The organism is Formivibrio citricus (assembly GCF_900115065.1).
GTDB lineage: Bacteria > Pseudomonadota > Gammaproteobacteria > Burkholderiales > Chitinibacteraceae > Formivibrio > Formivibrio citricus.
Genome location: NZ_FOVE01000006.1, coordinates 84108 through 105031 on the forward strand (window position 1 = coordinate 84108; position 20924 = coordinate 105031).

17 protein-coding genes and 1 tRNA gene are annotated in these 20924 nt (G+C 59.5%); 8 read left to right on the forward strand and 10 right to left on the reverse strand.

The genetic code is table 11. The features are described 5' to 3' along the window. Positions 1-134 precede the first annotated feature (134 nt). On the forward strand, positions 135-2798 hold the full coding sequence (locus tag BMZ36_RS05525; protein ID WP_091192500.1) for a bifunctional diguanylate cyclase/phosphodiesterase: 2664 nt from the start codon (positions 135-137) through the stop codon (positions 2796-2798). Between the two features lie 79 nt (positions 2799-2877). On the opposite strand, the gene BMZ36_RS05530 is transcribed toward BMZ36_RS05525, so the two are convergent. The 3 genes from BMZ36_RS05530 to def all read right to left on the reverse strand — a co-directional run bounded on the left by BMZ36_RS05530 (position 2878) and on the right by def (position 5164). Continuing rightward, positions 2878-3606, reverse strand: coding sequence for a YebC/PmpR family DNA-binding transcriptional regulator (locus tag BMZ36_RS05530; RefSeq protein ID WP_091192503.1), 729 nt, complete (start codon positions 3604-3606; stop codon positions 2878-2880). Between the two features lie 77 nt (positions 3607-3683). Further along, a complete protein-coding gene (gene fmt / locus BMZ36_RS05535; RefSeq protein ID WP_091192505.1) occupies positions 3684-4610 on the reverse strand; it encodes a methionyl-tRNA formyltransferase in 927 nt (308 codons plus the stop codon). Positions 4611-4660: 50 nt separating this feature from the next. Continuing rightward, a complete protein-coding gene (gene def / locus BMZ36_RS05540; protein WP_091192507.1) occupies positions 4661-5164 on the reverse strand; it encodes a peptide deformylase in 504 nt (167 codons plus the stop codon). A 129-nt stretch (positions 5165-5293) separates the two neighbouring features. On the opposite strand from def, the gene BMZ36_RS05545 reads away from it, so the two are divergent. The 4 genes from BMZ36_RS05545 (at position 5294) to BMZ36_RS05560 (ending at position 12424) form a co-directional block, all read left to right on the forward strand. After that, positions 5294-6346, forward strand: coding sequence for a LysM peptidoglycan-binding domain-containing protein (locus tag BMZ36_RS05545; RefSeq protein ID WP_091192510.1), 1053 nt, complete (start codon positions 5294-5296; stop codon positions 6344-6346). A gap of 125 nt (positions 6347-6471) precedes the next feature. Continuing rightward, the gene (dprA, locus tag BMZ36_RS05550; RefSeq protein ID WP_245747786.1) at positions 6472-7440 is read left to right on the forward strand and encodes a DNA-processing protein DprA; all 969 of its coding nucleotides are present in this window, start codon (positions 6472-6474) and stop codon (positions 7438-7440) included. Between the two features lie 65 nt (positions 7441-7505). After that, positions 7506-9782, forward strand: a complete 2277-nt coding sequence (topA, locus tag BMZ36_RS05555; protein WP_091192514.1) for a type I DNA topoisomerase — start codon at positions 7506-7508, stop codon at positions 9780-9782. A gap of 26 nt (positions 9783-9808) precedes the next feature. Beyond that, on the forward strand, positions 9809-12424 hold the full coding sequence (locus tag BMZ36_RS05560; RefSeq protein ID WP_091192517.1) for a bifunctional diguanylate cyclase/phosphodiesterase: 2616 nt from the start codon (positions 9809-9811) through the stop codon (positions 12422-12424). A 164-nt stretch (positions 12425-12588) separates the two neighbouring features. Here the strand turns inward: BMZ36_RS05560 and BMZ36_RS05565 are convergent, their stop codons facing one another. The 5 genes from BMZ36_RS05565 to BMZ36_RS05585 form a co-directional block, all read right to left on the reverse strand. Next, entirely contained in the window at positions 12589-13323 is a 735-nt protein-coding gene (locus BMZ36_RS05565) for an amino acid ABC transporter ATP-binding protein (RefSeq protein ID WP_091192520.1), read from the reverse strand. 12 nt (positions 13324-13335) lie between these two features. Next, a complete protein-coding gene (locus BMZ36_RS05570; protein WP_218142637.1) occupies positions 13336-14016 on the reverse strand; it encodes an amino acid ABC transporter permease in 681 nt (226 codons plus the stop codon). Further along, positions 14013-14759, reverse strand: a complete 747-nt coding sequence (locus BMZ36_RS05575; protein WP_091192523.1) for an amino acid ABC transporter permease — start codon at positions 14757-14759, stop codon at positions 14013-14015. Before BMZ36_RS05575 ends, BMZ36_RS05570 begins: the two co-directional genes overlap by 4 nt. A 56-nt stretch (positions 14760-14815) precedes the next feature. After that, on the reverse strand, positions 14816-15709 hold the full coding sequence (locus tag BMZ36_RS05580) for a glutamate/aspartate ABC transporter substrate-binding protein (protein ID WP_091192526.1): 894 nt from the start codon (positions 15707-15709) through the stop codon (positions 14816-14818). A 335-nt stretch (positions 15710-16044) separates the two neighbouring features. Continuing rightward, positions 16045-16785, reverse strand: a complete 741-nt coding sequence (locus BMZ36_RS05585) for an amino acid ABC transporter ATP-binding protein (protein WP_091192679.1) — start codon at positions 16783-16785, stop codon at positions 16045-16047. A gap of 303 nt (positions 16786-17088) precedes the next feature. Here BMZ36_RS05585 and BMZ36_RS05590 point away from each other — a divergent pair. After that, positions 17089-17164 (forward strand) — tRNA-Thr (locus BMZ36_RS05590). A 247-nt stretch (positions 17165-17411) separates the two neighbouring features. Here BMZ36_RS05590 and BMZ36_RS05595 read toward each other — a convergent pair. Both BMZ36_RS05595 and BMZ36_RS05600 read right to left on the reverse strand, forming a co-directional pair. After that, positions 17412-18362 carry a D-2-hydroxyacid dehydrogenase gene (locus BMZ36_RS05595; protein WP_091192529.1) on the reverse strand — a complete coding sequence of 317 codons (951 nt, stop codon included), beginning with the start codon at positions 18360-18362 and terminating at the stop codon, positions 17412-17414. A gap of 190 nt (positions 18363-18552) precedes the next feature. After that, positions 18553-19704 (reverse strand): Do family serine endopeptidase, encoded by a 1152-nt coding sequence (locus BMZ36_RS05600; RefSeq protein WP_091192682.1) that lies wholly within the window; start codon positions 19702-19704, stop codon positions 18553-18555. A 13-nt stretch (positions 19705-19717) separates the two neighbouring features. Here BMZ36_RS05600 and BMZ36_RS05605 point away from each other — a divergent pair, with 13 nt between their 5' ends. Continuing rightward, the gene (locus tag BMZ36_RS05605) at positions 19718-20470 is read left to right on the forward strand and encodes a Nif3-like dinuclear metal center hexameric protein (RefSeq protein ID WP_091192531.1); all 753 of its coding nucleotides are present in this window, start codon (positions 19718-19720) and stop codon (positions 20468-20470) included. Positions 20471-20489: 19 nt separating this feature from the next. Further along, positions 20490-20915: a hypothetical protein gene (locus BMZ36_RS05610; RefSeq protein WP_091192534.1), complete on the forward strand. Its 426-nt coding sequence runs from the start codon at positions 20490-20492 to the stop codon at positions 20913-20915. Positions 20916-20924 lie beyond the last annotated feature (9 nt).

The following is a 20924-nucleotide window of genomic DNA, read 5'->3' on the forward strand; positions in this document are numbered from 1 at the left end:
GGCTTAAACTTGATTTGTTGTGCCAATTGCATCCTGCGGCTTGTTCGGAAAATCCGGTTGACCGGTTCCGGTGCGTTCGGGGCTGCGGCTATTTTTGTGACGGCGATTGATTTCAGGTGAATTCAGTGAATTGGATGTCCATGCGTGACTGGCGGCGAGCCCTGTATACCCACCCGTTCTGGCTGATAGCGGGCCTTTTCATGGCAGGCTTGATGCTGATGGCGCTGGGTGGAATGTATGCCGAGGAGAAGGAGCGCCGCAGTTTTGTCGCTTATTCCGAGCGGCTGATGCAAACCTTTGTCGAACGGCAACAGCGCGAGCTGGAAAAACTGGCCCGCGATTATGCGATATGGGATCTTTTTGCCGAACATGCCCATGGCGAATACCATGATGCCGAATGGTTGAAGAAGAACGTGACCGAGTCGGTATATCGCAACTTTGACGTTGCTGATGTCCTGGTGTTGACGGTCAGTCTGAAGCCGGTTTTTTATCTGCACCAAGGCAAGGAAGCCCGAGTCACCGGACTGGCGGACTGGAATGGCGAATTTGCAACGGCGCTGACGCGAGGCATCGCCAAACAGCCGGGACTGGGCTCCTTGTCCGGGTTTGTCCGCAAAGAAGATGGCGGATTGCAACTGCTCGTCGCTGAACGCATCCGGCCGGAACACCCCTCCAGTCGTGACCAGGGCGGCGGATGGCTGGTTTTTGCCCGCAATATCGATGGCAAATGGCTGGAAGAAAGCAGCCATTTGTTGTCAGTCAAGAATCTTGCGTTTGCAAATGAACGCCCTGCAGAAGGTTTTCCGCAGTTTGCCCTGTTGAACCTCGAGCGCCGGCCGTTCACCTGGCTTGCCTGGCATGTGGACCGCAGGCAGGCGGTGGGGCTTTCCACCAAACCCCTGCTTGCCGGGGTGCTCTCCCTGTTCCTGTTTTCGCTGCTGCTTGCTCGAGCCGTCCTGCGGATGCACAAGCGCCAACTGCAGGTACAGGGACGCATGCTGCAACAGTCCGAGACGCTGCGGCGGCTTTCACGTGCACCCAACAGCAGCGCAGCTGATGAGGCGCATTATTTCGTGGAGATCGCCCGTTCAGTTCGCAAGGAGCTTGGCGCAGGGCATGTAACGATATGGCGCGCCGATCCGGTGGCAGGCGATGCCGGTTGCCTGGCAGTCGCCGGCGAGCGCGAGAATGCCGAGGAAATCCTGTATCCGAAAGATCACGCAGATTTTCTTGGCCTGCTTCAGGAACTGCGCGTGCTGGTGATCGCTGATACCGGAAACGAATCGCGCTTTGCCGGTATGGTCGAATACTGGAAAAGACATCAGGTTTCAGCTGCGCTGTATGCTGCGGTGATTGTGCGCGGACGCATTGCCGGTGTTTTGTCCGTGGAGATGTCCGGGGAGGCGGGTGGCTGGGAGCCTGATCAGATCAACTTTGTTTCCGGGGCCGCCGATCTGGTTGCGGTGGCGCTGGTTTCGGTAGAGCGGCGACGCGCCGAGGCGGCGCTGTATCGGCAGCAGTATTACGATACGCTGACCGGTTTGCCCAACCATGACCGGCTGAACCATTTGCTGCAACGACATTTGATGGAGCCAGGCAATAGGCTGGTCTATTCGCTCTGGAGCGTTGGAGAGTTGTTGCATGTCAACGAGGAGTTTGGTCGCGTTGGCGGGGATCAATTGCTGCAGATACTGGCCTGCCGGCTGGATGCCTGCGTTGCTCCGCATATCACGGCCCGACTGGCTGGCTGTCGTTTTGTACTGGTGCTGCTGAACGAATCGCCGGCCGATGTTTCCCAGGAAATTGAAAAAACGCTGTATCGATTGCAAGAGCCCGTCGAGATCGATGGCAACACCGTCTTCCCCAAGCTGGCTTGCGGCGTGAGCATCGCCCCGCAGGATGCCTTTACTGTCGATGAATTGCTGCATCATGCCGAGTGTGCGCTGGAAGCTGCCCGCTCGCAAAACGAGAGTCCGATCGAATTCTATGCGCCGGAACCCAATACGGTTGCGCGCGAGAGGTATCGTTTGGCTGGTGCCATGCCGGCAGCGTTGACTCGGGGCGAATTCGAGGTGTTCTTCCAGCCCGTCGTCGCGGTGGCTGACCGGACGATCGTCGGTATGGAGGCATTGCTGCGCTGGCATCATCCGGAAAAAGGCGACGTGCCGCCTCTGCAGTTCATCCAGATTGCCGAGGAAACCGGCCAGATCCACGCGCTGGGCCGCTTTGTTCTGGAGGAGGCTTGCAGGTGCCTGCATGGCTGGTCCGAACGGTTTGGCAGGCGCTTGCAAATGGCAGTCAACATTTCACCACTGCAGTTGCGGGATGCGGCCTTTCTTCCTTTCCTGGAAAATACCTTGAAGGCGCACGCCATCGCTCCGGAGTGCCTGGAAGTGGAAATCACCGAGAGCGTCTCGTTGCAGTTGTTCGAGGAAATCCCGGAGCGCTTGAAGGCGTTGCGTGACATGGGCGTACAACTCGCGATCGATGATTTCGGGACGGGGTATTCCTCGCTTTCCTATTTGCGGAATGTCCCGGCCAGCAAGCTCAAGATCGACCGGAGTTTCATCGAGAATGTGCCGCGTCTGCGCCATGATGCCGATTTGGCGCGCATGATCATCAGCATGGGTCAGATTCTGGACCTGAGCGTCGTAGCCGAAGGGGTCGAAACCGAAGCGCAATTCCGGTTCCTGCAAGAACACGGGTGCATGCTGGCGCAGGGTTATTTTTTCAGCAAGCCGGTCAATGTGGCGGGGATGAACATGTTGCTGGAACGGGGAGAGGTACTGGCCGGCTGAGTGTTGCTGCGGACGCCCAAACAAAAACCCGGTCATGTCGACCGGGTTTTTGTTTACGTGCTATCGGAAGGACGGAGTTTTACTCTTCGTCCATGACCGCCGTCGTGTAGACATCCTGCACGTCGTCCAGCGATTCCAGTGCATCGAGCAATTTTTGCATCTTGGCCACATCGTCGCCGGTGAGTTCGGTTTCGTTTTCGGCGCGCATCGTGACTTCGCCCATTTCTGCCTTGAAACCCGCAGCTTCAAGCGTGTCCTTGATGCCGGAGAATTCATAAGGCGGAGTAATGACTTCGATCGAGCCGTCCTCGTTGGCGATCACGTCGTCGGCGCCAGCTTCCAGTGCCGCTTCCATCAGCGCATCTTCCGGCGTGCCCGGCGCGAACAGCAGCGAGCCGCAGTGGCGGAACTGGAACGACACGCAGCCGTCGGTACCCATGTTGCCGCCGTACTTGTTGAAGGCATGGCGCACGTCGGCCACGGTGCGGGTCTTGTTGTCGGTCAGGCAGTCGACCATGATCGCAGCGCCGGCGATGCCGTAGCCTTCGTAACGGCATTCCTCGTAGTTGGCGCCCTCCAGATTGCCGGCTCCGCGGTCGGTGGCGCGCTGGATGGTGTCCTTGGTCATATTGGCGTCGAGCGCCTTGTCGATGGCCAGGCGCAGGCGCGGATTGGTGTTGATGTCGCCGCCGCCCATGCGTGCAGCAACGGTGATTTCCTTGATCAGACGCGTGAAGATCTTGCCGCGCTTGGCGTCAGCAGCGGCTTTCTTGTGCTTGATGTTTGCCCATTTGGAATGGCCGGCCATGATGCGAGTCCTGAAACTTGAATAATCAAATGAAGGCGCGGATTTTATCACACGCGCAATTAAAAAAGCCTGCCCGATCAAAGGCCGAAGCGGTCGCCGGGCTGCAACGGGTTTCCCGCAAGGAAGGCGGCTGCATCCATGCGCTTGCCCCCGGCTTTTTGCAGCTCGGTGATTCGCAGCGCATCCGTTGCGCAGGCGACGACGATGCCGGCCTTGTCGGCGGCCAGAATTTCACCAGGCAGCCCCTTGCCGCAAACCGGTACGGCGCACCAGACCTTCACCGCATTGCCCTGCCATGCGGTTTGCGCAGAGGGGAAAGGGTTGAAGGCGCGAATCATGCGGTCGAGCTCGGATGCCGGCCTGCTCCAGTCGATGGCAGCCTCTTCCTTGCGCAGTTTCTCTGCGTAAATCACGTCCTCGGCCGGCTGTTTTTTGCGCCGGTCCTGCAAGGCATCCAGATCGGCGAGTGCGGCAACGATGGCTTCGGCGCCCTGCGCGGCCAGTTTGTCATGCAGGGTGACGGCGGTGTCGTCGGCAGCAATCGGCGTGATGTGCGTTGAAAGGATGTCGCCGGTGTCGAGGCCCGCGTCCATCTGCATGATGCAGATACCGGTTTCGGCATCGCCTGCAAGGATTGCACGCTGGATGGGGGCTGCGCCACGCCAGCGCGGCAGAAGCGAGGCATGGATGTTGAGGCAGCCGTAACGGGGCATGTCAAGCACCGCCTGTGGCAGGATCAGCCCGTAAGCCGCGACGACCATGACGTCGGCCTGCGCGGCTGCTACGGGGGCCTGTTGCTCCCCGGTGCGCAGCTTTTCCGGCTGCCAGACCGGGATGCCGTGCTGTTCGGCCACAACCTTGACAGGGCTGGGCGTGAGTTTCATGCCGCGTCCGGAGGGGCGATCCGGCTGGGTGAGCGTGAGTACGATCTCGTGCCCGGCGGCAATCAGTGCCTTGAGCGCAGAGGCGGCAAATTCGGGAGTTCCGGCGAAGATGATTTTCATGGGGAGCCATTCGGAGGGGGCGGGCATGGTTTTTCATGCCCGCGCCACGATTACATGGTCTTGTGCTGATTTTTCTTGAGCTTCTGGATGATGCGATTCAGCTTCAGACGGGAGAGCTTTTCAATGAAAACCCTGCCGTTGAGGTGGTCGATTTCGTGCTGGATGCAAATGGCGAGCAGTCCGTCGGTTTCGAGTTCGAACGGCGTCCCATTGCGATCCAGCGCTTTGACCTTGACCTTTTCCGCCCGGCAGACCTCTTCGTAGATTCCCGGCACGGAGAGGCAACCCTCTTCGTAGGTAGTCTCACCTTCCGCGGAAACGATTTCCGGGTTGATCAGCACCATCAGTGCGTTTTTCTCTTCCGAGGTGTCGATGACGACAAGACGGATATGGGCGTCGACCTGAGTGGCAGCCAGACCTATGCCGGGTGCCGCGTACATGGTTTCGGCCATGTCGTCGATAAGTTGCTGCAGCTTGTCGTCGAATTGCCTCACGGGCGCGGCGATCTTGTGCAACCTTTCATCGGGGTAATGCAGAATGTTCAGAATGGCCATCTTTGCTTGCTAGTGCCCTAATTTAAATGCAGAATCAGATCTATTTCTTGCCACTGTGCGAGAGATTGGCTTAAAAAAGAGTGATGCTGCTTGCCGATTGTCCGTCATTCAATAAGATTGGGTCTTCTCATGCGTAAATCAATTATATCGCTGATTCTTTCCGGATGCCTCATTGCTCCGGCCTGGGCGGATACGATCCAGTTGCAGGATCAGGTGCCTGATCGCTACGTCGTGGTGAAGGGCGATACCCTCTGGGGCATTTCCGGAAAATTCCTCAAGCAGCCGTGGCGCTGGCCGGAAATCTGGCAGCTCAACAAGCAGGAAATCAAGAATCCGCACTGGATCTATCCCGGCGACGTAATCGTGCTGGATCGCAGCGGTGCTACACCAAGACTCAAGCTGTTGCGCAACGAAAAGATGTCTGCCAACGGCGAAGTGAAGCTTTCGCCGCAGGTACGGGTTTCGTCGCTGGAGCAGGCAATACCGAGTATCTCTCCGTCCGCGATTGACCCCTTCCTCAAGCGTCCCCAGATCATCGACCCCGAAACCTTTGCCAAGGCGCCGCGCGTTGCCGCGGCCCACGAAAGCCGGGTAATTTTTGGCATGGGAGATGTCGTCTATGCCGTGAACCTCTCCGCCAAGCAAGGCGAGATCTGGCAGGTGTTCCGCGACGGAAAGGCGTTGCTTGACCCGGACACCAAAGAGGTCATCGGCAACGAGGTCAATTACCTCGGGGACGTGCGGGTCGAGGCCACGGGGGATGTGGCAACGCTGCGCATCCTCAATGCTAAAGAAGAGATCATGGTGGGCAACCGTCTTGTGCGTGCCCAGGAAAAGATTTTCATCAACTATTCCCCACGGCTGCCGGCGCGGGCAGTGGCCGGCAAGGTAGTGTCGACCTACGGCGCCGTTGCCGATGCCGGTCCTTACACTTCGGTGGTGATCAACCGCGGCACCGAACATGGACTTGAAGTGGGCAACGTCTTGTTCACCTACAAGCAGGGTGTTGCAGTCAAGAAGGAAAACGACGAGCCTGATCGGGTGACGCCGCCCGTCAAGAGCTCGAGCCTGTTTGTTTACCGGGTATTCCCCAAACTTTCCTACGGGCTGTTGCTGGATACGTCGTTGCCGGTCAATGTGGGCGACGAAGTCAAGGCCGAGCCCAACGGAGGCCGCAAATAGTCCTGCCGCACGATGGTGACGCCAGCGTCTGGCTGCGCTTTGTCCTGACGCCCGGGCTTGGCTGCCGGGGGCGGCTTGACCTGCTCCGCGCTTTGGGAACGCCCGATGCTGTGCTGGGTGCTTCGGTGTCGAGATTGCGTGAGCATGTGGATATCCAGGTGGCCGAAGCCTTGGCGTCGGCTGCAGAACGCAAGGACTGGCCGGAACTCGATGCCCATGTGGCCTGGATTTCCGAGCCGGGAAACCATCTTTTGACACTGGCTGACGAGACTTACCCTCGCGCACTGCTCGATCTGCCGGATGCGCCGGCCGTATTGTTCGTCAAGGGCGATCCCGCCCTCCTTTCCCGTTCCTCGCTTTCTGTTGTCGGCAGCCGGCAAGCCACGCCGCAGGGGCTGGAGAATGCCGAAGCCTTTTCCGCGAATTTTTCCCAATCCGGGTATGCGATTGTCAGCGGGCTGGCGGCTGGCATCGATGCCGCCGCGCATCGCGGCGGGCTGTCCGGTACCGGATCGACGGTGGCCGTGGTGGGGACGGGGCTGGATCGTGTGTATCCGGCGTCCAATCGCAGTTTGGCGCACGACATCGCAGTGTGCGGTGCGCTGGTTTCCGAGTTTCCTCTGGGCTTTCCTCCCCGCGCGGAGCATTTTCCCCGCCGTAACCGTCTGATCGCTGCACTGGGGGCTGGGTGTCTGGTGGTAGAGGCAACATTGGGCAGTGGTTCGCTGATTACCGCCAAGCAGGCCGCAGAACTCGGGCGCGAGGTCTTCGCGATTCCCGGTTCGATCCATTCGCCGCAGAGCAAGGGCTGCCATTATCTGATCAAGCAGGGTGCCAAGCTCGCTGAGTCGGCCCAGGATATTCTCGAAGAACTTTCCTTGCCGTCGCTACCGGGGCTGGCGGCACCGCAAGCCAATCCTCAAGGCGAGGATTCGGCGCTGTTGGAGCAATTGGGATGGGAGCCCGTCGATATGGATACCCTGACCGGACGCACGGGAAAGAAAGTGGACGAGCTGGCTACAAGCTTGCTGGCGCTGGAGCTGGAGGGCCGGATTGCATCCCTGCCGGGCGGGCGTTATCAGCGCAGGGTTTGAGTCGGCACCCTGTTTTAGGCTATAAATCGCTTTGCGCTTCTTTATATTGATTGAATAAACGGACCATGCCAGCCAATCTGCTGATCGTAGAATCGCCCTCGAAGGCGAAAACCCTGCAAAAATACTTGGGCAAGGATTTCCAGATCCTGGCCTCCTACGGACACGTTCGCGGACTGGTGCGCAAGGATGGCTCGGTCGATGTCGATCACGACTTCAAGATGAAGTACATGGTGATCGAACGCAACAAGAAGCATGTCGATGCGATTTGCCAAGCCGTCAAGGACGCCCAGAACGTCTATCTGGCAACTGACCCGGACCGCGAAGGCGAGGCGATCTCCTGGCACATCATGGAGATCCTCAAGGGCAAGAAGCTGGTTACGGCGGATCGCACCTTCAAGCGCGTGGTGTTTCACGAAATCACCGAAACGGCCGTGCTTAATGCTGTAGCCAACCCGCGCGATATCGACAGCCATCTCGTCAACGCGCAGCAGGCGCGCAGCGCGCTTGATTACCTGGTCGGCTTCAACCTTTCTCCGCTGTTGTGGCGCAAGATTCGTCAGGGGCTTTCGGCTGGCCGTGTGCAAAGTCCCGCATTGCGCCTGATCTGCGAGCGCGAGCTGGAAATCCGCGCCTTTACTTCGCAGGAGTACTGGTCGCTGCATCTCGATAGCCACAAGGGCCGGCAGAAATTCAGCGCCAAGCTGACCGAGTGGCAAGGTCGCAAGTTGGAGCAGTTCGATCTGCCCAACGAGGCAGCGCAGGCCGATGTGCTGCGCGAGCTCGAAGGCAAGCCGGCGCGTGTGGTCACGGTCGAGAAGAAAAAGAAATCGCGTAGCCCGGCTGCGCCGTTTACCACTTCGACCTTGCAGCAGGAAGCCGTGCGCAAGCTCGGCATGACCACCGACCGCGCCATGCGTACGGCGCAGCAATTGTATGAAGGGATCGATATCGGCAGCGGTACGGCCGGTCTGATTACCTACATGCGTACCGACTCGGTCGCGCTGGCCAACGAAGCCCTGTTCGAGCTGCGCGATTACATCGGGCAGAATTTCGACAAGGACTATCTGCCTAACTCGCCGGTGACCTACCGCAACAAGGCCAAGAACGCCCAGGAAGCGCACGAGGCGATCCGCCCCACTTCCGTGTTCAATACCCCGGACAAGGTCAAGCCCTTCCTGACCCCGGACCAGTTCAAGCTCTACCAGATGATCTGGAAGCGCACGCTGGCCTGCCAGATGGCACCGGCCAAGTTCGATACCGTCGCAGTCGATATTGCCGTCGGTGCCGGTACTTTCCGTGCCACGGGCCAGACGCTGGTTTTCCCCGGCTTCATTGCGGTCTATCAGGAAGATGCCGACGACGTCGAGGATGAAGACGAAGCCCGCCTGCCGGTGCTGGAGGCCAACGATGAGCTACCGGTCGACAAGCTCTACGGCGAGCAGCACTTTACCCAGCCGCCGCCACGTTTTACCGAAGCGAGTCTGGTGAAGTCGCTCGAAGAATTCGGCATCGGCCGTCCGTCGACTTATGCTTCGATTATCAAGACACTCAAGGATCGCGAATACGTGATCCTCGACAAGAAGCGCTTCACTCCGACCGATACCGGCGAGGTCGTCAACAAGTTCCTTACCGAACACTTCACCCAATACGTCGATTACAACTTCACGGCCAAGCTGGAGGACCAGCTCGACGACATCTCCACCGGCGAACGTGAGTGGGTGCCGGTGCTGCACGACTTCTGGAAGAAATTCCACAAACAGGTCGAGGAAAAGCAGGCGCTGTCGCGCAAGGAAGTGACGCAGGAAGAGATCGACGAACTTTGTCCGAAATGCGGCCAGAAACTGGCGATCCGCTTCGGCAAGCGCGGACGTTTCATTGGCTGTACGGCCTATCCGGAATGCGACTACGCGCGCAACATGAACGAAGACGCGTCCGATGCGCCAACCGAACCGGAAGTGGTCGAAGGCCGCACCTGTCCGGAATGCGATTCGCCGCTGCATATCAAGAAGGGGCGCTACGGCAAGTTCATCGGCTGTTCGGCGTATCCGAAATGCAAGCACATCGAGCCGCTGGAAAAGCCACGCGATACCGGCGTTGAATGCCCGGAGTGCCACAAGGGATCGCTGATCGAGCGCAAGAGCCGTTACGGCAAGCTGTTCTATTCGTGCAATACCTACCCGAAATGCAAGTACGCGACCTGGAACCCGCCGGTCGCCGAACCCTGCCCGAAATGCGGCTGGCCGATCCTGACCATCAAGACCACCAAGCGCCGCGGCACGGAGAAGGTCTGTCCGCAAAAAGAATGCGGTTACAGCGAAGTTATCGCGCCGCCTGAGCAATAAACCGGCAGGCATGGCGGGGGGGCGGCGTGCAGATAAGGGCTGACGGTTGGAGCGACGATTTTCGCCTGAAGCGGGAATTCGCCCTGCACCAGGCGTATTTCGAAGCCTTCGATTCGGTCGTCGCGACCTTGCTGGCACCGGACGAACCCGATACCCTGCCGCAGGTCCTTTCCATCCTCGTGGACGTCAGCCGCTGTGCGGCTGGCGCCATCTACCTCAACGAACCGGACCAGAGGGCCGCGCAGGCCATCGCATGCTGGGCCGATCCCGAGGCCGGGCTTCCCGGCTCGATTCCCGATGGCTTGTCGCGCATCGCCTATACCGGTTTTCCGTTGCTGGCGGCAACGCTGGAGGCCGGCATGGTGCTCAACAAGACCCTGTTTGAATTGAGCCCGGTCGTACAAATGCGGCTGGTCCCGCTGGGCATCCGCCGCGCCATCTGCCTGCCGCTTCTGGAGCAGGACAATTGTTTCGGTTTTCTGGCGCTGTTCGATGTTGATGCGGAGCGGGAGCGTGCATCATCGGAATTGCGCTTTCTGTCCATGCTGACCAATGTGCTGGCCCAAGCTCTGCTCAAGCAGCGTGCGCAAGCCGGCATGCTGGCCGGGCAGGAGCGGCTCAAGGTCTTGGTCGGCGCCACGCAGGACATGGTTTTCGAGATCGATGAACAGGGCATCATTACCCAGGCTTGGTCCGGTCTTCCGGACCTGCCGCCGGTTTCCGTCCTGCGCGGCGCTTCGCTGAGCGCAGTCTTGCCGCAGGAACTGGCCGCCCCAATGGCTGTGGCCTTGCCAACGGTAGTGCGTGAAATGCGGACGCAGCAGTTCAACTGTGTGCTGCCTGTCGAGCGCGGGGCCTTGTATCTGCTCGTGCGGCTGCAACCGATTCAGGCGGACGGGCAGACCCGGGCGGTGGCGCTGGTACAGGATGTTTCCGAAGTCATGCAGGAAGCCGCCCAGCGCAAGACCATGCTGGACACCCTCAACCTGCTGGAAGAGGCAGTGATCGACTTGACGCCCCAGGGCGTGTTGGCGGAAACCTCGCCGGCATGGGCACGTTTGCGCGGGATTGCCCCTCAGGATATCGTCGTTGAATTGGGGCAGCCGATTCTCAAGTGGGTCCATGCCGAAGATCAGGATGCTGTGGCTTCGGCTATGGGTCGACTGCTCGACTCCTCCGAGGCCAAGGCGCAGCGCTTTCGTTTGCTGCGAGGCAGTGGCGAGACGATCTGGGTCGAGGCAAGACTGATTGCCCATCATGCGCCGGATGGCGGCATCCAGTCGATCCGGGGCGTGCTGCGCGATGTGACCGTGGCGCATCTCAATGAACAGCACATTACCCAGTTGGCGTTGTACGACACCCTGACGCGCCTGCCTAACCGGCTGCTGCTCGACGACGAGCTGCACCAGGCCATCGAGCGCGCGCAGCGCGACAATACCAAGGTGGCGCTGGGTTTCATCGACCTGGATCACTTCAAGGAAGTGAACGATGCCTTTGGCCACAAAACCGGCGACGAGTTGCTGGTGAACGTGGCCACGCGCCTGTCCAATGCATTGCGCCCGGGCGATATGCTAGCGCGCTGGGGCGGCGACGAGTTCATCGCCCTGATCCCGGACTTGGGGAATCTGTCCGGCGTGCGAGGATTGGCGGAGCAACTGCGCAGCGCGGCCCAGCAGGGCGTGATGCTGGAGGGGCTGGAGGCGCGGCCTACCATCAGCGTCGGCTTCGCCGTGTTTCCGGACGATGCCAGCTCTGCGGAGGAGTTGCTGTCCGCGGCCGACCATACCATGTACAACGCCAAGAATGCCGGACGCAACAATGTCTGCTTTTACTCGGACCTCATGCACTTCAAGGCGCTGGGGCGCGAGCACATGGCCATTCAGGCCAGACTGGCCAATGCCATCCACGACGATACCTTGCAGGTGTTCTACCAGCCTGTGGTCGAAGCCGGTACCGGCGAAGTACTGGCGGTCGAAGCGCTGGCGCGCTGGCAGGATGGTCAGGGCGGTTGGGTCAGCCCGGATATCTTCATTCCCATGGCCGAAAAAGCCGGCATGATCCATGAGTTGTCGGACCGGATCGTGACGCAGAGCCTTGAACGGTTGCACCGCTGGCGGGCAGCAGGGCTGAAGCAGCTGCTGATGGTTAATATTTCCCGCAGCCAGCTTTTTTCTCCGACCTTTCTGAGCCTGTTGGTGGAAAAATTGCTGCGTCTCGGATTGCGGCCCGGCGACGTGGTTCTGGAAATCACCGAATCTGTGGCCCTGACAGACTACGCCCGGCAGATGAAACACCTGCGCCAGATCGTGGATGCCGGGTTCCAGATCGCCATCGATGATTTTGGCACCGGCTATTCTTCGCTTTCCCAATTGCACGAAATGCCGGTGCAGTTTCTCAAGGTGGATGGCTCGTTTTCGCAGCGCCTGCATACCGAAGACGGGCGCGGCATCATGCAGGCCATCGTACAGTTGGGGCAGTTGCTCAAGCTGGATGTGATCGTGGAGGGTGTGGAAAACCGGGAGACTGCGCAATACCTGAATGAAATCGGTGTGCGGCGCATGCAGGGTTTCTATTTCAGCGAGCCGGTACCGCCCAATGTGGCCGAACTGAGCTTGCGGCTGGGCGTGACGGCGCGCCTGTAAAAACGGCTCCCGAAGGAGCCGTTTTTACGCACAACGCCAGTTCAGCAGGCGAGCGAGCCAAAGCAGGTGGCAGGAGGACGGAGCGCAGGAACCGGAATGTACATGCGAGTACATGAGGATTCCGAGCACCGCCCGACTGCCAGATGCGAAGGCGCAGTCGCCTGCTAGTTGCAGTGGTGCAATATCTTCGACAAAAACTGCTGCGCGCGCTCCGAGCGCGGCGAGCCGAAAAACTCTTCCTTGGTCGTGTCTTCGATAATCTGCCCCTGATCCATGAAGATGACGCGATTGGCCACCTTGCGGGCAAAGCCCATTTCATGGGTCACTACCATCATGGTCATGCCTTCTTGGGCCAGCTCAACCATGACATCCAGCACTTCATTGATCATTTCCGGATCCAGTGCCGAAGTGGGTTCATCGAACAGCATGCAATAGGGGCCCATGGCCAAGGCGCGGGCGATGGCGACGCGCTGCTGTTGCCCGCCGGAAAGCTGGCCGGGGAATTTGTCGGCATGCGCCTTGAGGCCGACCCGATCCAGCAGGGCCAGCCCTTTTTCCCGCGCCTCTTCCTTGCCGCGTCCCAACACTTCGACCTGCGCAAGGCAGAGATTGTCGGTGATGGAAAGGTGCGGGAACAGTTCGAAATGCTGGAATACCATGCCGACATGGCTGCGCAATTTGGGCAGGTTGGTTTTCGGGTCGTTGACCTTGGTGGTGTTGACCAGGATTTCGCCCTGCTGGATGGCTTCCAGACCGTTCACGCACTTGATGAGCGTGGACTTCCCCGAGCCGGATGGGCCGCAGACCACGACGACCTCGCCCTTGGAGACGTGCGTGGAGCAGTCCTTGAGAACCTGAAAACTGCCATACCATTTGGAGACGTTCTTGATTTCAATCATGATGACTGTGTCCTAGTGCGCTTGCGCGATGGCAAGCTTCTTCTGCAAGTGCATGACCACGCGCGAAGCGGTGAAACTGATGACGAAGTAGACCGCTCCGGCGGAAAGCAGGAAGAGCGGCAATTCGCCGGTGATGTCACCGCGTGAGCGGGCCGTATTAAGAAAGTCCATCAGGCCGACGGCATAGACGAGCGCGGTATCCTGGAACAGGATGATGCTTTGCTGCAGCAGGAGCGGGGCCATCTTGCGGAAGGCTTGTGGCAGGATGACCAAGCGCATCGTCTGGCGGTAGTTCATGCCCAGTGCGTAGGCGGCGCTGACCTGCCCCTTGGGGATCGACTGGATGCCGGCGCGCAGGATCTCGCAGTAATAGGCCGCTTCAAACATGGTGAAGGCCACGAGCGACGAGATGAAGGGGCCCACCGGCTCGGGTTTGCCAGTCATCCATTCGATGATCATGGGGACCAGGAAATAGAACCAGGAGATGACCAGCAGCAGCGGAATCGAGCGGAAATACCCGACATAGACGCTGGCAGAGAGGGACAGGATGCGGTTGTTGGATAGCCGGAACAATGCCAGCATCGTGCCGATGACAATACCACCCATTACCGCCATAACCATCAGCTTGAGCGTGACTTGCAAGCCTTCCAGCAGGGCGGGCAGCGCATCGATCAGGGAGTTGAATTCCATCATTTGCCTCCCAGTGCGATCAAGCCGGGAACGCGCAGCTTGCGCTCCAGCCGGGACATGGTAAACATCACGCCCATGTTGACCGTGAAGTAAATCAGCGTGGCCATGGTGAACGCCTCAAACAGGTTGGCGGTGAATTCGCCGGTTTGCTTGGTTTGTGCCAGAAGTTCCATTAGCCCGACCAGCGAAGCGACTGAAGAATTCTTGATGATGTTGAGGAATTCCGAAGTCAGTGGCGGGATGACGATGCGGAATGCCTGCGGCAGCAGCACGCGGCGGTAAGTCTGGGCGGTAGTCAGACCGAGTGCCGCTGCCGCCTGGCGCTGGCCGCGCGGCAGCGCCTCGATGCCGGTTCGTACCTGCTCGCAGACACGTGCTGCAGTAAAGAGCCCCAGGCAAAGCGTAACGATCAAAAAGCCCGAGACCTCCGGGCTGAGGTCCTGCTTGAGCCAGGTTTGCATGGATTCGGGCAGGATGTCTGGAATCAGGAAATACCAGACGAAGAGTTGTACCAGAAGCGGTACGTTGCGGAACAGGCTGACATACGCCGAACCAATGCCGGCCAGCCAGCGATTGGGCAGGGTGCGCATGGTTCCCAACAGGCTGCCCAACAACAGGGCAATCAGCCAGCCGCAAAGCGAGAGGGCCAAGGTCCATAACAGGCCGGACATGAACCAGTGAAGGTATATTTCTTCGCCGATGCCGGTGGACTTGAAAAAAACGGCCCAGTCCCAGTTGTAATTCATGGGTCGACTCCATCAATGACCAACCCGCCGGCGAAACCGGCGGGTTGGCCGGGGTGTTACAGTTGTTCTGCTGCCTTGTCAGTCGGCTTGGCGATCAGCGTCTTCAGTTCATGGCTCATCGGGAAGCCCATGTTCAGCCCCTTGGGCGGAATCGGCTTCAGGAACCAGCGGTCATAAATGGCGTTGATTTTCCCGCTCTTGTAGAGGCCGGCAATGGCGCGATCCACGACCGCCTTGAACTGGGGATCGCCCTTGCGCAGCATGCAGCCGTAGATTTCTGCGGATTGCGGCTTGCCAACGATGGCCCAGTCGGCGGGTTTTTTGGCCTTGGCCATTTCGCCCGCGAGCAGGGCGTCGTCCATCATGAAGGCTGCCACTCGCCCGGATTCCAGCATCAGGAAGGATTCCCCGTGATCCTTGGCGCTGATGATGCGCATCTTCATTTTCTTTTCTTCGTTCATCTTCTTGAGAAGACGTTCGGAGGTGGTGCCTGCGGTCGTGACGACATTTTTGCCAGCCAGATCCGGGAAGTCATTGATGCCGGAAGTTTTCTTGGTGAGCAGACGGGTGCCGATCTGGAAGATGCCCAGCGAGAAGGCTGCCTGCTGCTGGCGTTCCACATTGTTGGTTGTCGATCCGCATTCGACATCGACCGTGCCGTTCTGTACCAAGGGGATGCGAGTCTGCGAGGTGACCAGGTTGTACTTCACCTTCAGGCCGGGCATCTTGAGTTCTTTCTTGACTTCGTCAGCGATGGCTTGGGCGATGTCTACGGAATAGCCGATCGGTTTGGAATTGTTGGCCAGATAGGAGAATGGAATCGAAGAGTCGCGATTTCCCAGCACGATGGTGCCGGAATCCTTGATTTTCTTGAGTGTGCCGGTCAATTCGGCCGCTTGGGCTGCGGGGAAGAGGCTGGCGATAAGCAATGCTACAAAGCACTTTTTCATGGGCGACTCCTGATACGTTGACAAGAATGGATGGACATTCAAAAGCAAGTGCTGTGCCATGTAAGGCAATGTGGGCCGGGTTCAGCGGTTGTACTCATGAGCGGCAGGGGGGCAATGCACCAATATATCCCGTTGGCATATCAATCAATACCGTTGTGTGTATTACAGGCGGCAGCAATGCATCTCGTGACGAGTGCATGCCAGTGTTTGCTCGTATTGGATGGTGATCGGGGGCTTCGGCGGGGAGTAACAGGTTCCGGAGCCTGTGCGCCGTCAAGAAAAAACGGCACACGCGATGTGTGCCGTTTTTTGGTGCGTTTTGCGAGCGATGTATGTTATTGGTGCATTGGAGCCAGAATCTGGCGCAGGAACTGTTTCGCGCGATCATGCTGCGGATTGGTAAAAAATTCTTCCGGCTTGGCATCTTCCAGAATTTCGCCGTGGTCCAGGAAAATGACCCGGTCGGAAACTTCGCGTGCAAAGCCCATTTCGTGGGTGACGACTACCATGGTCATTCCCGATTCCGCCAGATCCTGCATGACTTTCAGTACTTCGCCAATCATTTCCGGGTCCAGTGCCGACGTAGGTTCGTCGAACAGCATCACTTTCGGACGCATGGCCAAACCACGTGCAATGGCAACACGTTGCTGCTGTCCTCCGGACAACTGGGAAGGGTAAGCGTCCTTCTTGTTGAGCAGGCCCACTCGTTGCAGCAGCTCGCAGGCCAACTCCTCGGCCGCTTCCTGGGACATCTTGCGAACTTGGATCGGGGCGAGCGTGATGTTTTCCAGTACGGTGAGATGCGGGTAAAGGTTGAAATGCTGGAACACGAAACCAACTTCCTCGCGCACCTTGTTGATGTTCGTCTTGGGATTGGTCACGCAAATGCCATCGACCGTGATTTCGCCATCGTTGACCGGCTCAAGCTGATTGATGGTGCGGATGAGCGTGGATTTGCCCGATCCGGACGGGCCACAGACCACGACAACCTGTCCCTGACTGATTTCGAGCGTAATATTTTTCAAGACATGGTGGTCGCGCCCAAACCACTTGTTGACCTTGTTGAAGCGAATCATCATCGAACTTTCGGCAATAGACCGCGAGATTGTCGATAAAACAGCGGCTTGGGGCAAGGGGGTAAATCCCTAGGCCCCCTGAAGCCATTGCGGCCAAGGCGCGCGGCGGTGTTGCGCGGCGCTCGAAAACCTTATTGTATCCATATGCGCTGCAGTTTCGGCGCTCCGGGCGCCTTGCCTTCTTGCCGCGTGTTCAGAGTTTCTCCTGCTGCTGTCAGGTAGTATCGGGTCCGGGGCCCGGTGGTTCACAAAGCCGGCCAATGCCAGTACAATCACGCTCCAGTCGGGCTGTTGAAGTCCTGTGCCGTTGTAGCTCAGTTGGTAGAGCAACTGATTCGTAATCAGTAGGTCGTGTGTTCGATTCACATCAACGGCACCAAAGAATCAAGGGGTTAGCATCATTGCTAACCCCTTTCCTTTTCTGGGGCGCATTCTCACCGGCTTGCCGCAACGTGGCTGAGTCCTGTCTTCGGCTTTGGCCGAATCCGATGCCGCCGGTGGCTTCCCAGATCGGGGGCGCCCTCCAGTCAATGTAACGAGCGAATCCCCATTCCGCCTTGTCGAATCGGTTCGGCCTGAATCCCCATTGGGCGTGCGTGAAGAGCCGCCCAATGGATGTTCCGGGATCAAACCACCACGTTGCGCGGGTTGCCGCAGAGGAAGGCTTCCACGTTGCCGATCAACTGGTCTGCCAGTTGCTGCACCGTTTCCATGCTGGCCCAGGCAACGTGCGGGGTGACGATGAGGTTGGGGAGGGTAACGTCCAGCAGCGGGTTGCCGTTGCGCGGGGGTTCTTCGGTCAGGACGTCCACGCCCGCTCCGCCCAGCTTGCCGGCCTGCAGGGCTTCGACCAGCGCGGTTTCATCGACGATGCCGCCCCTGCCGGTATTGATGAGGACGGCGTCGGGCTTCATCAGCGCCAGTTCGCGCTTGCCGATCAACCCCGCGGTGTCCTGGTTGAGCGGGCAATGCAGGCTCAGTACGTCGGCCCGCGCAAGCGCTTCTTCGAACGGGACATAGCCCAGTCGGGCCGTTGCGGTCCCCTTGTGTTCGGCAAAGATCACGTTCATGCCCAATGCCGCACCGATGCGGGCCATGGCCTGCCCCAGCGCTCCGCTGCCGATGAGGGTCAGGGTGCTGCCGTTGAGATCGTGCAGCGGATGGTCAAGCAGGCAGAAGCCTGCCGCTTTTTGCCAGGCCCCGGCCTGCAGATCGGCGCGATAGGCCAGCAACTGGCGTTTGAGGGCGAGCATCATCATCAGGGCGTGCTCCGGCACACCGGCCACGGCGTAGTTGCGCACGTTGCAGACCGTGATGCCGCGCGCCTTGCAGGCTGCGATGTTCACATTGTTGTAGCCGGTGGCTGAAACGGCTACGAGCTTGAGCTGCGGAGCTTGCCGCAGTACGTCTTCGGTAATTTCGACTTTGTTGACAATGGCCACCGTGGCGTCTTGCAGGCGTGCAGCGGTTTCTTCCGGCAGTGTGGCCGCATATTCGACCCAGCGATGCGGCAAGTTGACCGGGCGCAGGGGAACGGTGAGCGTCGAGCGATCGAGGAAAACGATTTGTGGTTGCATGGGTGTCCTTTATGCGGAGCGAGGGCTCCAAGATGGAGGCAGGCTAGCAGATGCCGGAAAACGGATGGCCCGTTTCTCGCGAGTGGTTTCCTGTTCGGAAAGAACGGCAGCTTACGCGCTGTGAGCGGCGCATGAATCCCGATCATCGTCTCGCCGCGAGGCCCTTTCGCTACAGACTTTGAACAGGTACTCAACGGTTGGCCAGCTTTGGACGCTTGCCCATCTTCGCTTGCAGCTTGAGCTCCTGGCCGCGGCGCAACACGCTCATTTCCACTTGCTCGCCCGGGCGGATGATGGCGATCTGGTTGAGCATGCCCGAGGCGTTGGCGATATCCTTGCCGGCCAGCGAGCGCAGCACGTCGCCGGGTTTGAGGCCGGCGCCATCGGCCGGGCTGCCGCGCACCACGCCGGCAATCAATGCGCCCTTGGCTTCGTCGAGTTTGAGCGACACGGCGAGTTCCGGGGAGATGTCCCGCACCTCGACTCCCAGCCAGCCGCGAGTGACGCTGCCTTCCTTGATGATGGCTTCCATGACCTGTTTTACGGTTGCGGCCGGGATGGCGAAGCCGATGCCGAGCGAGCCGCCGCTGCGAGAATAGATGGCGCTGTTGATGCCGAGCAGGTTGCCGTTGCTGTCGACCAGCGCGCCCCCTGAGTTGCCGGGGTTGATCGCGGCATCTGTCTGGATGAAGTTCTCGAACGTGTTGATGCCCAGTTCGGTGCGGCCGAGCGCCGAGATGATGCCCATGGTGACGGTTTGTCCCACGCCGAACGGGTTGCCGATGGCGAGCACGACATCGCCGACTTGCGCCTTGCCATCGTTGCCGAAGCTGATGACGGGCAGTTTGTCGAGCTGGATCTGGATCACTGCCAGGTCGGTTTCCGGATCGGTGCCGATGATCTTGGCGCTGGCGGTGCGGCCATCGGCCAGCGCGACCTCGATTTCGTCGGCGGATTCGACCACGTGGTTGTTGGTGACAATGTAGCCCTGATCGGAAATGATCACGCCCGACCCCAAACTGGAGGCTTTCTGGGCGGGCTCCTCGCCGAAACGGTTGCCGAAGAAGTGGCGGAAGAACGGGTCGTTGAACAGCGGCGAACGCTGCTGCTTGATTTCCTTGGCCGTGTAGATGTTGACCACGGCCGGCATGGCGCGTTTGGCTGCCGTGCTGTAGGTGAGCGTGGCGGGTGCCGAAGCCGGAGCGCCGCCTTCGCGTACGGTGACGACAGCAGGAGCGCCGGCTGGGCGCGGCAGCAGGCCGGGGCTGACTGTGGACAGCAAAAACCAGATAGCCAATCCGATTGTGGTCGTTTGTGCGAAAATCAGCCAGAGCTTCTTCATATCTGAAATCACCATGCCCGTAACGCGCCGAGAACTGGAAAATTATATCGGACAACTGCTTGCGGTTGACCGCTTTCGTGATTATGCACCCAACGGCTTGCAGGTCGAGGGAAAAGACGCCATCGGCCGCATCGTGACCGGCGTGACGGCCTCGCTGGCCTTGATTGAAGCCGCGATCGAGCAGGGCGCCGATGCGCTGATCGTGCATCATGGCTATTTCTGGAAAAGCGAAGACCCCTGCATCACCCGCACCAAGCGTACGCGCCTGGCCCGCCTGCTGGCGCACGACATCAACCTCTTCGCCTACCATTTGCCGCTCGATGCCCATGCCGAGCTGGGCAACAATGCCCAGCTCGGTGCCCGCCTCGGCCTGCTGCCAACGGGACGTTTTGCCGAGCAGGACCTGGGGTGGCTGGGCGTGCAGGAACAGCCGCTGTCGTTTACCGCTTTTGCGCGGCGTGTCGAGGAAGTACTGGGCCGCGCGCCGCTGGAGATCGGCGAGGCGGACAAACTGGTGCAGCGCGTGGCGTGGTGCACGGGGGGGGCGCAAGGCTATTTCCACGAAGCGGCGGCCCTGGATATCGATTGCTTCCTGACCGGAGAAGCCTCCGAATTCGTGACGCACCTCGCCAACGAGTCGGGAATCGGCTACATCGCTGCCGGTCACCATGCGACCGAACAATTCGGCATTGCTGCTCTGGGCGAGCATCTGGCAACAACCTTGGGAGTTGAGCATGTCCATATCGATTTGCCGAACCCGGTTTAAAACAGCTGGCTTGGTGGCCATGCTGACGTTGTTGCTGGGCGGTTGCGCCACGGAGCCTTCAGCGCCGCGCCAGTCCGTCCAGCCCGGCGCCACGGCGCCAGCGGCCACGCCCGCAATGGCCGAACCCGCAGCGCCCAGCGTTCTGATCCGCGGCAAGAGCGCGGCAGCCATCATGAGCAGCATTGTGAAATACCGCACGCAGAAGGGCATGAAGATCGTCCAGCGCGACAAGCAGCGGCTGGTGTTGTCCATGCCTGTTCCGAAATCCCGTCCCCCTGCCGAAGCGCGCATGATTTTCTCGATTGCCCCGGCGGCGGATGGGTTGCTGCTGTCCGCGCAGGTGTTCCAGATCGTGCAGGAAAAAGGCCGCAAGCCGGTCACGCACGATGTGACGGCCAGCCTGACTGACAAGCTCGAAGCCGAGCTTGCCATGTACGCGAAATGACAGGGTTGA